The sequence below is a fragment of the Chryseobacterium contaminans genome (genome assembly GCF_001684955.1).
Taxonomy (GTDB): Bacteria; Bacteroidota; Bacteroidia; order Flavobacteriales; family Weeksellaceae; genus Chryseobacterium; species Chryseobacterium contaminans.
In genome coordinates this window covers 1-14,290 of the sequence record NZ_MAYF01000124.1, presented here as the reverse complement: position 1 = coordinate 14,290, position 14,290 = coordinate 1, and the positions used below count along the sequence as shown (strand labels likewise).

At 36.4% G+C, this 14,290-nt stretch carries 15 protein-coding genes; 13 read left to right on the top strand and 2 right to left on the bottom strand.

The features are described from left to right. Nucleotides 1-25: 25 nt before the first annotated feature. Complete coding sequence (locus BBH99_RS08965) at nt 26-628, bottom strand: helix-turn-helix domain-containing protein (protein ID WP_066694785.1); 603 nt, start codon at nt 626-628, stop codon at nt 26-28. Nucleotides 629-811: 183 nt separating this feature from the next. Here BBH99_RS08965 and BBH99_RS08960 point away from each other — a divergent pair, with 183 nt between their 5' ends. The 13 genes from BBH99_RS08960 to BBH99_RS08900 all read left to right on the top strand — a co-directional run bounded on the left by BBH99_RS08960 (nt 812) and on the right by BBH99_RS08900 (nt 12,679). Further along, nucleotides 812-1,177 (top strand): hypothetical protein, encoded by a 366-nt coding sequence (locus BBH99_RS08960; RefSeq protein ID WP_066694783.1) that lies wholly within the window; start codon nt 812-814, stop codon nt 1,175-1,177. 43 nt (nt 1,178-1,220) lie between these two features. Then, entirely contained in the window at nt 1,221-2,636 is a 1,416-nt protein-coding gene (locus BBH99_RS08955; protein ID WP_066694779.1) for an aminotransferase-like domain-containing protein, read from the top strand. Between the two features lie 13 nt (nt 2,637-2,649). After that, nucleotides 2,650-3,129: a GNAT family N-acetyltransferase gene (locus tag BBH99_RS08950; protein WP_066694778.1), complete on the top strand. Its 480-nt coding sequence runs from the start codon at nt 2,650-2,652 to the stop codon at nt 3,127-3,129. 166 nt (nt 3,130-3,295) lie between these two features. Further along, nucleotides 3,296-4,003, top strand: coding sequence for a response regulator transcription factor (locus tag BBH99_RS08945; protein ID WP_066694776.1), 708 nt, complete (start codon nt 3,296-3,298; stop codon nt 4,001-4,003). A gap of 3 nt (nt 4,004-4,006) precedes the next feature. Continuing rightward, complete coding sequence (locus BBH99_RS08940) at nt 4,007-5,407, top strand: sensor histidine kinase (RefSeq protein ID WP_066694774.1); 1,401 nt, start codon at nt 4,007-4,009, stop codon at nt 5,405-5,407. Nucleotides 5,408-5,611: 204 nt separating this feature from the next. Next, nucleotides 5,612-6,106: a hypothetical protein gene (locus tag BBH99_RS08935; RefSeq protein ID WP_066694773.1), complete on the top strand. Its 495-nt coding sequence runs from the start codon at nt 5,612-5,614 to the stop codon at nt 6,104-6,106. A 35-nt stretch (nt 6,107-6,141) separates the two neighbouring features. Then, on the top strand, nt 6,142-6,969 hold the full coding sequence (locus BBH99_RS08930; RefSeq protein WP_066694772.1) for a YoaK family protein: 828 nt from the start codon (nt 6,142-6,144) through the stop codon (nt 6,967-6,969). A 247-nt stretch (nt 6,970-7,216) separates the two neighbouring features. After that, a complete protein-coding gene (gene mutL, locus BBH99_RS08925; protein WP_066694771.1) occupies nt 7,217-9,013 on the top strand; it encodes a DNA mismatch repair endonuclease MutL in 1,797 nt (598 codons plus the stop codon). 5 nt (nt 9,014-9,018) lie between these two features. Then, entirely contained in the window at nt 9,019-9,777 is a 759-nt protein-coding gene (locus tag BBH99_RS08920; protein ID WP_066694769.1) for a rhomboid family intramembrane serine protease, read from the top strand. A 9-nt stretch (nt 9,778-9,786) separates the two neighbouring features. After that, on the top strand, nt 9,787-10,788 hold the full coding sequence (locus BBH99_RS08915; RefSeq protein ID WP_066694767.1) for an endonuclease/exonuclease/phosphatase family protein: 1,002 nt from the start codon (nt 9,787-9,789) through the stop codon (nt 10,786-10,788). A 73-nt stretch (nt 10,789-10,861) separates the two neighbouring features. Then, the gene (locus BBH99_RS08910; RefSeq protein ID WP_066694834.1) at nt 10,862-11,833 is read left to right on the top strand and encodes an endonuclease/exonuclease/phosphatase family protein; all 972 of its coding nucleotides are present in this window, start codon (nt 10,862-10,864) and stop codon (nt 11,831-11,833) included. Nucleotides 11,834-11,837: 4 nt separating this feature from the next. Then, nucleotides 11,838-12,203 carry a hypothetical protein gene (locus BBH99_RS08905; RefSeq protein ID WP_066694765.1) on the top strand — a complete coding sequence of 122 codons (366 nt, stop codon included), beginning with the start codon at nt 11,838-11,840 and terminating at the stop codon, nt 12,201-12,203. A gap of 29 nt (nt 12,204-12,232) precedes the next feature. Next, nucleotides 12,233-12,679 carry a hypothetical protein gene (locus tag BBH99_RS08900; protein ID WP_066694763.1) on the top strand — a complete coding sequence of 149 codons (447 nt, stop codon included), beginning with the start codon at nt 12,233-12,235 and terminating at the stop codon, nt 12,677-12,679. A gap of 197 nt (nt 12,680-12,876) precedes the next feature. Here the strand turns inward: BBH99_RS08900 and BBH99_RS08895 are convergent. Then, nucleotides 12,877-14,290, bottom strand: a 1,414-nt coding sequence (locus tag BBH99_RS08895) for a GH3 auxin-responsive promoter family protein (protein WP_066694761.1), incomplete at its 5' end; no start/stop codon positions are given.

The following is a 14,290-nucleotide window of genomic DNA, read 5'->3' as shown; positions in this document are numbered from 1 at the left end:
CAGTCTTTGCAGTGAACTTTCGTTTTTATAATTTATTGCATCCTCTTTCCAGCTTTTCCAGCCTTTCAAAAATATTGTTGAAAACATTCTTTTCTGTAGTGGAAACGTGCCCTACAATTTTATAAAGGTCCCGGCTTTCAGTATTGGCTGCATATTCTAAATTTCCATGAGTATATACCAATAAATGATGACTTGGGTCCTTTTTAAGATCAGCTTTATTCAGAAACAGGATATCACCATAATGATAGGGGGAAAGCAGCCGTTTTTCTGTGGTAAATTCATAGACCAGATCTACAGACGCTAATATTTTTTGGAGGATAGCATTATTCTGAGCATTATTTGTCTTTGGAGGCATTGTTTCTTCCTCTGGTTCAGGGAAAAGCATAAGTTGGTTAACGCCTGAAATACCAGTTAATTGATTTTCATGAAGATCTTCAGTTAGCAACTGGTCGAGTTCAAGATTAAAATGGCTAGCCACCTTGAGTATGGTCTCAATCTTTGGCTCTGCACGACCTTCTTCATAAGAGCTTATCACTCCTCTGTTTAAGTCGAGTAAATCAGCAAATGTCTTTTGGCTCAAACCTTTAACCTGTCTTATTTTCTTAATGTTCGTTCCAAAGAAACTCATCTCCCTTTCGTCTTTTATGCAAAGATAGAGGTTTTGAAAAGAGTGATAAAGGGAATAGCAGCCGGAATTTTATACTATTTATAAAGAATAGGTTAAGAATATCTGTATCCGTAATATTCTATACTTCTGTATCTGTATCCAGACTCAGAGACTCCATAATTTTGTTTTGTTAAGAAGAATACTATGGAAACCAAAGTTCAATATCAGGAACAGTTTCAATGTGAAGAAGTCTATATTTCAGACATGTTGGTGCTAAAAAATCTCTTTCTGCAGATACAGAAGACAGGTAAAGTGAACCCAGATTTTGGTATTCCTTTCCTGCTGGCTAAAAAGAAATCTGAAGTTATTGCCTTTGCAAGTCTGGTTATAAGTGAAAATGGAGGAATTACTTTTAATATTTATAATAAATCCGATGTACAGCATTCTGAAAAGAAATGTTTTATTTCCCGGGCAGAACATTATTTTAAAAATAAAAATACTCCTAACTTCCGTAATCCGGAACAGCTGAAGAATAGCATCTATAGGATGGTTAGCTGGCTAAACCAATAACCCCAAAGGGATAAAGTTGTACATTTACTTAAAACAGTGATCGATGTCTAAAGATGTTCTTTACCTTAAAATTGCCAATTCTGTCACGGAGCAGATCAAAAGTGATACGCTGCAGTTTGGAGACAGATTGCCATCATTAAGAAGCGCTCAAAAACTATATAATGTTAGTTTAAATACTGTAAAACAGGCTTATATGGAACTTGAAAGCCGTTCTCTGGTAGAATCAAGGCCCAAATATGGATATTATGTAAGCCAGACCTCACAACGAAAATTAGCATTGCCCTCTGTAGCAAAAATGAAAGTTTCAGAAGGGAAAAACAGTCCGGAAGATCTTATAGGGAAAGTATTTGGCTCCATTGCAGGAACAGATGTTACTCAGTTTGCCCTCGGAATTCCTGGGAAAAGCCTACTTCCCGTTGCCCAGATGAAGAAATGCATGATTAATGTGATAAAAGGCAAACATGACAGTGGAACGAATTATGAACCTGTACAGGGAAGTGAAAAGCTCCGTAGAGAAATTGCCAAGTGGTCTATAGTAATGGAAGGGAAAATTACTGAAGATGATCTGGTGATTACTTCCGGCGCTATGAACGGGGTTTACAATTGCCTGATGGCAGTTACCAAGCCTGGAGACTCTGTAGCAGTAGAAAGCCCGGTTTATTTTGGGATTCTTCAGGCGATCCAGCTGTTAGGTTTGAAAGCTGTGGAAATTCCTACCCATCCTATTACAGGAGTAGATCTGGATGCCTTAAAAAAAGTGCTTCCTAAGCTTTCTGCCTGCTGTTTTGTAGTGAATTATAATAATCCGCTAGGTTTTCAAATGCCGGATGAGAATAAGAAGGAGCTGGTAAGGATGCTTACTGAACATAATGTACCTTTGGTGGAAGATGATGTCTACGGAAATATCTATTTCGGGGCCGGAAGACCAAAACCTTGTAAGTTTTATGATGAAGCGGGAATTGTAATGTGGGTAGGCTCAGTATCCAAGACGTTAGCTCCTGGTTATCGGGTAGGTTGGGTAGCACCTGGAAAATTTAAAGAAAAGATTATCCGACAGAAACTGGTGCAGACCGTATCAAGCCCGTCCTTATTTTCAGATGTGATTGCTGATTTTCTTGAGCATGGCCGTTATGATCATCATTTGAGAATGTTCAGAAAGAAACTGTATGCCAATTATCTGCAGATTCAAAAATCTGTAACGCAATATTTTCCTGATAACACTAAAGTTTCTGAACCAAAAGGCGGATTTATGCTATGGTTGGAACTTGATAAAAGAATCTGTACTGAAGATTTGTATGATGAAGCCGTCAGCCAGAAAGTAAATTTTGCTCCGGGAAGAATGTTTTCACAATATAATCAGTACCAAAACTGTATGCGATTAAACTATGCCCTGGAATGGACAGATCGTGTAGAAAGCGATCTGGAAAAACTGGGGAAAATGATAAAAAACAGAATATAATAAACCTGAAGCGATGAACGATAAGAATAATGAAGTACAAATTATAGCCTACGAATCTCAGTATAAAGAAGCCTTCAGGGCTTTAAATGAAGAATGGATCAAAACATTTTTTGTTATGGAACCCAGTGATTATAAGTTGCTGGACCATCCCGAGGAGGAGATTATTAACAAAGGCGGGTATATTGCTTTCGCTTTATTAAATGGTGAAGCAGTAGGAACATGCGCTCTGGTAAGGGCTCACGAAGAACCTCTTGCTTTTGAACTGTCAAAAATGGCGGTAAGCCCTAAAGCACAAGGAAAGAAGATCGGTTACCTGTTGGGTAATACTCTTGTTGAAAAAGCCAGAGAACTGAAAGCAGAAAAAGTATTTCTGGAGACCAATTCCATATTGGTTCCTGCTATAAAGCTATATGAAAAATTAGGGTTTAAACATATTCCTATTACCAATCCGGGCTACGATCGTGTGGATGTACAGATGGAATTGAAGTTATAAGAGAATAATAAAGAAATATTACTTTAGGATAAGAGAGCGGTACGATTAAGATAAGGACAGAAAGGATAATAAAAACTGAATAAATAAGAGGAAATCTTCTTCAACATTCAACGTTTGCCCATCCCAATAAAATTTCCCTATTTTTGTAAAACTCCTTATTTCATGTATGAAAAAAATAATTCTCATCGAAGACGAAACCAGTGTAGTGTCTTTCATTAAAAAAGGACTTCAGGAAAACGGGTATGAAATTTCCGTGGCCTTTGACGGTCGTACCGGTGTACAATTGGTGCAAGCCAATGATTTCGATTTGGTGATTTTAGATATTATGCTTCCGGAAATGAACGGACTGGATGTCTGTAAGGAGATCAGGAAAACCAACCAGAGTGTTCCTATTTTGTTCTTAACAGCTTTGGGAACTTCTGAAAATATTGTTCTGGGGCTGGAAAGTGGTGGAGATGATTACTTGGTGAAACCTTTCAAGTTTATTGAATTGGTAGCCCGTGTAAAGTCTTTACTGAGAAGAAGCCACAATAATGTTCCCCAGGAAATTATTGAGCCGGAGCCGGATAATGAACATATATTTCAGTTCTCGGATTTAATGGTAAATGATTATACTAAAAAAGTAACCAGAGCCGGAGAAGAAATTACTCTTACTTCTACAGAATACAAATTATTGCTTTACTTCCTTAATAATCCTGAAAAAGTGATTTCCAGAGCTGAAATTCTTGATGCAGTCTGGGGAGTAAACTATGAATTGGGAACCAATGTGGTAGATGTTTACGTGAATTATCTCAGAAAGAAGCTGGATGACAGAGATGATAATAAATTGATTCACACTGTGATAGGTATGGGATACGTTCTGAAAAAAGCATAATGAATGTTTAACAAAGTGATTACAAATCAGACCAAAACGATGGTGCTTTTAATGTTGGTTTTTACCGCCATTATATTGCTGTTCAGTGGTTTGGTTTATTTTTCAATTGTTAACTTTTCTCACCAAAGGTTCTATGAGCTTTTAAAGATCCGTACGGCTACCATTGTTCAGATAGAAAAAAGCAAAGATCATCTGGATCTTCCGGAAAATTATATTCTCAGCAGTCTGAATGATGAAGAGCTTCCCATGGAAAAAGACTATGTTTTTGCCGTTCCAACAGATTCTAACTTTAGAAAAATCTCTCAGGAAGTTCATATCCCGGATTATTTCTTTAAAAATATTCTTAAAAAAGGAGAAGATAATTATAACGATAAAGAATTCTATTATATTGGTCAAAGCTTTAAGTATGATGATAAAGACTATATTGCCATTGCTTCAGCCAAAAACCATTATGTGATCTATTACCTTGGTTTCCTGAAAAGAACATTGCTTACCTGTATTGTGCTTTCGTTATTCTTCAGTATGATTTTCTCATTTTACCTGTCGAAGACCCTCTTTAAACCTATTCTTAAAATTACAGGGAAGGTAAAAGAGATCAGTTCTGAAAATCTTCACCTCCGATTAGAATCTCAGCCGGACAATAAAGAATTGAATGAGCTGGTAGATACCTTCAATGATATGCTCAACCGCATTGAAACCTCTTTTGAGACCCAGAATCATTTGATTGGAAATGTTTCGCATGAGCTGAGAACGCCCTTAACTTCTATTATGGGAGAGGCGGACGTTGCCCTTTCCATCAGCAGAACACCGGATGAGTATAAAGAAACGCTGGAAATTATTCTGGATGAAGCTGAAAAGCTTGATAAAAAGATCAAAGCCCTTTTAATGATTGCCCAAACCGGATTCGATGGCAAGATCCAGAAAATGGATAAAGTAAGAATGGATCAGCTGCTCTGGGATGTTATTGAAACCCTGAGAAAAATTGATTCCAGAAACAATATCTATCTTGATATCAGTATGCTTCCTGATAATCCTAAAAAGTTAAAAGTTCAGGGTAATGAGCAGCTTCTGCATCTGGCTGTTGCCAATATCATCAGCAATGGCTGTAAATATTCTAATTTTCAGCAGGTGAAAGTTTCCCTTGGTGCTACTGATGCGGACGTTTATATCATTGTAAAAGACAACGGGATTGGAATTCCGCAGCAGGAAATGAACAAAATCTATGACCCTTTTTTCAGAGCTTCCAATACCAATAACTATGAAGGCTACGGAATAGGGCTTCCATTAGCAAGAAATATCGTAAGAATGCATCATGGTGAACTGATTGTGACCTCCAATGAAAATCAGGGAACTACAGTGCAGATGCGTTTTCCTAACTTTTACAGCACGCAGAAAGAAGCTTAATTGTTAAGTTTTCAATGTGCTGTGGCTGCTTCTCAATGGCTTTTTGAACCTCTTTTGTTCTCAATATTAATATCCGTTAACAATTTTCTAATCTCATTTTAATCTCTTTAATGACATTTTAATTCCGTTCCAAAGACCTTCTAATCTGGCCATTCTAATTTTGTATCATCAAAAAAGATAAACACAATACAAAATAATAAGAACATGGCTAAAACAATTTTAATTGCAACAGATTATTCTCTTGAGTCATTAAACATATTGAAAAAAGTACTGAGAGAAAAAGATGCTTCCGAAGATCAGAATCAGTACAATATCCTTCTGGTTTCAGGATATGATTCAGGAGATTCTATCAGAGATCTTTTATTTAATACTAAGACAACTATTTTCAACAAGATCAGACCTGCAGAGTTCTGCGATGGCTATGAAATCATTAAAAACAAGTATCCTCATTTAGTTAATAAAATTATCTGCGACATCTTTACAGGAAGTTTTCAGAGAACCTTCAACCAATATGTAGAAGCGAATAATATTGAAGAGGCTTACTATTCTACAGCCATTAAAAGTAAAGGAAAAGGAAAATTTGACCTTGTGCCTTATATCAAAAAATGCAAAGCGCTTCAATCCGGGGAAATTGCCCTTGAAATTAAAGAAAAGCTTCCGGAAAGAGGAAGACTGGCGGAAATCTTTGTTGAGGTCTAATTATCACCATCATCATAATTTAAAAAAGATTAAAAATGTTAAGAAATTATAGTAACAGCAGAACATTGGGAGACAATATCAGGTTGGGGACGCTGACTGCCTTCACGGCAGGTACTATAAATATTGCATCCCTACTTATATTTCTCTCTTTTACATCCAATGTAACAGGTCACTATGCGATTTTAGCGGCAGAAATCAGTAAAGGAAACTGGTCTCAGGTAGCTGTAATGGGCAGCTGGATCTTCCTGTTCTTCTTCGGAAGCTTCCTGTCTAACTTCATTGTGATTAATTTCAATAAGAAGAGCAAGTATTTTGCTCACGCATTGCCTCTTGTTCTGGAAATAATATGTTTGTTTGGAGTAGGAGTATACGGACAATTGTATTATCAGAAAACGTTGGCGGAAACAGAAGTTTTAGTAGCCATAATGCTTTTCGCAACAGGATTGCAGAATGGTTTAACGGCAAGTATTTCCAACTTCTCCGTGAAAACCACCCATCTTACGGGAACAACCACCGATTTAGGAATCCTGGTTTCCATGTTTACTCAAAAAAAATACAGGAAAAACGGGGAGTTAATAGGAAGGGCAAAATTGCTCATGAGTATTATGGTGGCGTATGTGTTAGGCGCTGTATTCTCAGGATTAACTTACTATTATCTGGAATTTAGAGTATTCTATGTAATCAGTGTATGTCTGATGATTGTTATTGGATATGATGCCTATAAAATTCATGTAAGACACTTTAATACAAAATACAGATACAACAGGATTTATAAAAAACCGAATCTTTTGGCCTATCTGTATGAAAAGATCCATGGGATTCCTAAAAGTAAAAAGAATAGAAAACTGGTCTTTGAAGACTAGGATTAGATACCTGCTGCAGGGTAAATATCACTATTAATTTTTTGTATAAACTAGCTGGTTCAATCCTCTATTGGTAAAAAAACAATGGGGGATTGTTCTTTATTAAAAGCTGATACCACAAACAGTTTGGAGCAGAATTTGCAGAAAGCTGTATTGTTGAAATGTTGATAATTAAATATTAATTCCCGTTTTTAATGTTTTAATTCCCGTTTTCATTGACTATTTTTGTAAGTTGATTTACGTTTTTATGTCAGATATTATTCAGCTTTTACCGGATCATGTAGCCAACCAAATTGCGGCAGGAGAGGTGGTGCAGAGACCTGCGTCCATCGTGAAGGAACTTTTGGAAAACGCTATAGATGCAGATGCAACGAAGATTGAACTGATTATCAGGGATGCCGGCAAAAACCTTATCCAGGTAGTAGATGACGGAAAAGGTATGTCCGAAACAGATGCCAGACTGGCATTTGAAAGACATGCTACCTCTAAGATCAGAGGAACAGAAGATATTTTTAAGATCGCAACAAAAGGGTTCCGTGGGGAAGCATTGGCTTCTATTGCAGCCGTTTCACAGGTTGAGCTGAGAACAAAGCAAAAAGAGGCTTCCATTGGAACGAACATCTATATTGAAGGAGGTGTTTTTCAGTTTCAGGACCCGGTTCAGACTGCAGAAGGATCAAACTTCCTGGTGAAGAATCTTTTTTATAATGTTCCTGCCAGAAGAAAATTCCTGAAAAACAACAATATTGAATTCAGACACGTTATTGATGAATTTCAGCGTGTTGCATTAGCTCATGAAGGATTGGAATTCTCACTATTTCATGATGATGAAGCCGTTTTCAGATTAAGAAAGGGAAGCCAGATGCAGCGTATTGTAGATGTTTTCGGAAGAAAATTACAGCCGCTTCTGATTCCAATCAAAGAAGATATTATCTGGTGTAAACTTCATGGATTTGTTGCTAAACCTGAAGGCGCCAAAAAAGCAAGAGGCGAGCAATTCCTTTTTGTAAACGGAAGATATTTTAAAAGCCCATACTTCAATAAAGCAGTACAAGAGGCATTTGAAGGGCTGCTTCAACCGGGATATGTTCCCTCATTTTTCTTGTATCTTGAACTTGATCCGGGGAAAATAGATGTCAATATTCATCCACAGAAAACAGAAGTGAAGTTTGAAGATGAACACCTTATTTTCGCTTTACTCCGTTCTACCATCAAAAGATCACTTGGAATCTATAATGTTTCTCCAAGTCTTGATTTTGACAGAGATCCGGAATTGGATGAAATGATGAACAAACCCATCCCAAGCAAAAGCAATGGTGGCGGAGGCGGCGTTATCAAAATGCCTGAAATTATTGTAGACAGGGATTATAATCCGTTTTTGGAAGAAAAAAATGTAGTACATCCTGAAGAAATTCAGAATCTTACAGAAATGTATCATCAGAATATCACTGCGGAGCCTTCGAAGATTAATCTGTTTGAAGATGAAGACTTTGATGAGGATCTAATGAGGTTACCCAACGGATACTGGCTGTTCAACAAAGGAGATGTTACCTTAATGCTTGATTTGGGAAGAATGCACAGATTATTGGTTGCAGAAAACAACAAAACCACCAGAAGATCAAATACAAGCACAAATAGCCATGCTTTACTGTTCTCTCTTGAGTATCATATGAATGAGATTGAGAAAAGTAAATATGAATCCATCAAAAAATATCTTCCTGAGCTTGGGTTTGACATGAAAATTGCTCATGAAAGCGTGTTGAGAATAGATTCACTTCCGGAAGGACTGAAAGAAACACAGGCGATGAATTTCCTGGAAAACCTTTTTGAGATCCTGGATTATAAGACAGAAGACGAATTTATGCAGTACTATCATAACCAATGGAGTAAAATGCAATCGAAGTCAAGATTTGACTTTATTTATAAAAAAGATGCGGAACAGGTCATCAAAGACTTTACAGCACTAGGTTTCCCTGAATTTTTACCAGATGGAAAAAGATGTTTCTATGAAGTTCCGTTTAATGATTTTAAAAACAAATTTTAAAAAATATGTTTAACAATATACCACCCATTACAAGGAATATTATCATTATTAATATTGTAGTTTACTTGATCGCTAATTTTTTATATTATCCAAGTTTATACAATACACTTTCAGGATTCTATCCTTTTTCTCCCAACTTTAAATCGTGGCAGATCATTACACATATGTTTATGCATGCTCCGTTCAGAGAACCGGGTGGGTTTATGCATATTTTATTCAATATGTTTACGCTATTTAGTTTTGGGCCGGTTTTAGAACAGGTTTTAGGTGAAAAAAAATACATATTATTATATTTTGCCAGCGGATTAGGGTCATTTTTCCTATTTAATCTATGGAACTTTGTGGAAGCACAGCAAATCATTTCTGGTTTACAAAGTTTAGGATTAAGCGCATCTGAAATTTACTCAAAAGCAGGGATTGATTATTTAGGAGATTTGAGAATCAGCGCAACGACACAAGAAGGAGTTGAGTTGTCTAATCAGTATTATGCATTATTAAAATCTCCGATGATGGGTGCTTCTGGTGCTATTTTTGGGGTGGTAGCGGCATTTGCAACCTTATATCCTGATGCTAAAATTGGAATCATGTTTATTCCGGTTCCTATTAAAGTAAAGTACTTGTTACCAATTATTGTAGTAATTTCTGTTTATTTGGGGGTTTCCGGAAATGGAGGAAGCGTTGCTCATCTGGCTCATGTTGGTGGAGCCTTAGTAGGATGGCTATTGGCAAGAATATGGAAAAAACATTTATATAGATTCAATTAATCATTTTCTGTGAAGATTTTCCGCCTTATACTGCTGATCCTACATGTAGGAATTTTGTTCCTATTATTGGGTTCTCTATTGAATGCCTATATCCCACCTAAAATATTTCCGTGGTTTAATCTGCTTTCTTTGGGGTTTCCTGTTCTTATTGTCCTGTATATTGTTTTAACGGTATTTTGGGTATTAAGCTGGAAGAAAAGAGCATTTGTATTCATGTTTATTGGGCTGGCATTTATTAATCCTGTTAAGCGGTGGGTTAATTTTTCCTCTGAAAAGAAAGAAAGTTCCAGTGATATAAAGATTGTGTCTTTCAATATAAAAGCGGGGCTTATGGGCAAAGATGAGGTTCAAAATTACCTCAAAGCCCAGGATGCTGATGTTATCCTTTTACAGGAAGATGGCGGTATGGAATATCCAATGCTTAAGGGCTATAACAGAACCAAATCAAATGGGATTTTAACCATTCTGACAAAACATAACCTATCCAATGAAAAATTATTTTTTTCTGAAGATGAAAGTATGGAATTGCAGAGTGCTCTTCAGGCAGATATTGAAATAAAAGGCAAAACCTACAGATTTGTTGATATCTATCTTTATCCGTTTCAGTTCGAAAAGAAGATGATAAAGCTTGATGGAAACTCTGAAGCTAATGAGCAAAAAGTAAAAGGTGTTGTAAAAAAATTAATTCCTACGTTCAAAATACATCAGGATCAGGTGAAGAAAATTCGTGAGAGTTTAGAAAATTCTCCATATCCTGTTATTGTTGCCGGAGATTTTAACTCTGTACCCAATTCTTACGAATATTATCATTTATCAGAAGATCTTGAAGATGCATTTATGAGTACCGGAAAAGGAAGCGCAACCAGTTTTCATGATTATAAATTCCCCATAAGAATCGATTATGTTTTTTCCTCAAAATCATTGGAAGCTGTTTCTTATGATGTTGACCGTTCTGTCAGTATTTCAGATCATTATCCTGTCATCACAAAGTTTTCTTTGAAGGATAAATAATCATAAAAATAGTTAAAATTTGGCTGCTTGGTAGGGTTTTTGCTTAAAAAAACGGGTACCAAGAATGTTTTTCATGAAGTCGAATCAGATATTACTATTTATACATATCGCTGTTGCTGTTTTATTGCTCTGCACATTGGGAAATGCATGGGTTCCCCCTAATATTTTAGGGAACCTTAATTTACTTTCTCTTGGTTTCCCCTATCTGATATCCGCCCACATTCTTCTTACCTTAGTATGGGTTTTCAAAAAAAATAAAATCGCTATTGCTTTTGCGTTGGGAACATTACTTTTTTACAATCCAATCAGAAGATGGGTTAATTTTTCCCCTAAAACAGATAAAGAAAAAACAATACGGGATATTAAAGTCCTGACTTTTAATGTAAAATATGGTGATTACGGATGGGATAAAGTAAAAAACTATATCAAAGAGCAGGATCCGGATATTATTCTGGTACAGGAAAAAGACACTAACCGTGCTTTAAGACAGGATCTGGTAAAATACCCTTCCGTAATTCTTAAAACTAAGCATAAAATCCTAAGACAGGCAGAGATCATAGAAGACAACTCTAGAGGAAATTCTTTCTATGCAGATGTAGATATCAATGGAAAGATCATCAGAATAGTAAATGTTTATCTGGAGCCTTTCCGACTTCAGAAAACAATGTTTACAAAGTTGGATGCAATGGGAATAGGAAATGTATCTACACTTCTTTCTCATATGATTCCTACTTTTCAGGCTCATGAAGACCAGATTAAAAAAATCAGAAAAGCAATTGACTTTTCACCTTATCCCGTTATTGTAGCCGGAGATTTTAATTCTGTACCCAATTCTTATGAATATTACAGCTTAGGAAAAGACCTTCAGGATGCTTTTTTAACTGCAGGAAAGGGAAGTGCTTCCAGTTTTCACGATTATAAAATTCCTTTAAGAATTGATTATATTTTCAGTTCAAAATCCATTATTCCATTAAGCTATAAAGTTGATCAGTCTGTGAAATTATCGGATCACTATCCTGTAATTGCAGAATTTCTGCTAAATTAGTTCCATGAAAAATTTATTGTCTGCAATTTTCATTTTTGCACTTCTTTTAACGGCTTGTTCCAAGAAGGAATCTCCGGGATTTGGAGCTGAACAGGACGTGAAAGTACATTATGATACAACTGCTGTTGACTCTTTCTCTAATGGAGCTGTTACTGTTGATATTGCCCGTAAGATCAGAATGTCTTCACCTCAGTATCTGGACTCAGTAAAACAGGCTAAAAAAGCCCTGGAAGAAGAGCAGAAAATAAAAGCAGAGCTTGATAAAGAAAAGAAAAAGAAAGAAGAGGAAGAAAAGAAGGCCGCAGATGCTGAAAAGAAGAAGAAAACACCAGTAGAAACAGTATCTTCTGCCGAAACCAAAACAGAATAAAGCCAAAACATTTTTTAAAAATATACAATATGAAAAAACAAATTCTTGCGGCAATAGCGATCTCTCTATTTACTGTTGCCTGCACAAAATCTACAACAAAAACAGAACAGGTTGAAAATGCAGATGGATCTGTAACTACTACCACAACTACTGTTACAGAAACATCTCCTCAAATGGTTGATTCTGCAAAAGTTAACGACGCTAAGGCAAAAGTTGATGAAAAATTAGACCAGGCCGGAGATAAGATAGACAATGCTGCTCAGAAGGCTAAAGATAAAATTGATGCTACTGCAGATAAAACAAAACAGGATCTTAACAAAGCAGGGCAGGATATTAAAAACGAAGCTAATAAAGTGGGTAAAGATATTAAAGCGGGAGCTCAAGAAGCTGGTAAAGATGCAAAAGATGCAGCCAGAAAAGGAGCCGCAAAAGTAGAGGACGCTGCTAAAAAATTAAAAGAAGATTTAAGTAAATAAAATAAAACCCGTAGTTGATTTCAACTGCGGGTTTTTGTTTTATGGTTGGAAGTCAGAAGAGGGAAGCTGGAAGTGCCTTCTCGCCTTCTAATTATAGTCATTGTAATTTAAATCCTTCTACACGCATTTCAAAAGAAAATATAAGTTGTCTAAAGACTGCAAGAACCTCCATCTTCCATCCTCTAGCTTCCTTTCTTCTATTTATTAAGTTCTAATAACGGGTCAATATATTCCCGGTCATTGCTTAATCTTGGAACCTTATTCTGGCCGCCAAGCTTTCCTTTGGATTCAAGCCAGTGATAAAAGAGATTGTTTTTAGCAATATGTACAATTGGCCTCCTAAGCGTTATATTATTGTATCTTTTCGCTTCATAATCCGAATTAATTTTCTTTAAATGCTGGTCAAAAGCATCAATAAAGCTGTCCAGATTATCAGGATGCTGGCTGAATTCAAAAATCCATTCATGGGCGCCGCTTTCATTTTCTTTCATGAAGACCGGAGCACCGGTAAAATCTGTAATCTGAGCACCGGTGAGCTCACAGGCTTTTGACAAGGCAGATTCTACATTGGTAATCATTAATTCTTCCCCGAAAGCATTGATGTAATGCTTCGTTCTTCCCGTTATCTTAATTCTGAAAGGATTGGTAGATGTAAATATTACCGTATCACCAATCAGATATCTCCATAATCCGCCATTGGTAGTAATAACCATAGCATAATTTTTTCCGATTTCCACATCTTCAAGGCTTACCACTTTAGGATTTGAAAAATGGAACTGATCCATTGGTATAAATTCGTAAAATATACCATAATCAAGCATCAGAAGCATTTCATCACTGTTGGATCTGTCCTGTATCCCAAAGAAGCCTTCGGAAGCATTATATATTTCGTAGTAATTGATGCTTTTTCCGATGATCTTACGGTATTGCTCTCTGTAGGGTTTGAAACTGATTCCACCGTGAAAAAATACCTCCAGATTAGGCCATAGCTCTGAAATATTTTCAACATTGGTCTCATTCAATACCTTTTGTAGAAGAACCATCATCCAGCTTGGAACTCCAAGGATGCTTCCCACATCTTCATTCTTTACTTCTGAAGTAATGGCTTTAAGCTTGCTTTCCCATTCTCCCATTAAAGAAACCTTTTTGCTTGGAGTGGTGGTGATTTCTACCCAAAACGGCAGGTTATCAATTAAAATAGCGGATAAGTCGCCAAATTTTGTATTAAAATCCGCGTATAGCTCAGAACTTCCTCCTAAACGTAAATTTTTATAATTAAAAAGCTGGTTTTCCGGGTGATTATTGGCATAAATGGAAACCATATCCTTTCCGGCCTTCATATGGCAGTATTCGAGGCTTTCTGCAGAAATAGGAATGAATTTACTTTTAGCATTAGTTGTTCCGGAAGACTTGGCAAAATGTCTGATAAGCCCCGGCCAGCTGACATCCTTTTGTCCCTGTCTTGCTTTTTCAATATAAGGTTCCATTTCTTCATAAGTAACAATAGGAACTTTATTTTTAAAGTCCTGATAACTTGAAATAGAATTGAATCCATGCAGTTTACCATATTCCGTATCCTCCGCATGAAACAACTGGGAAAAGAGTATACCT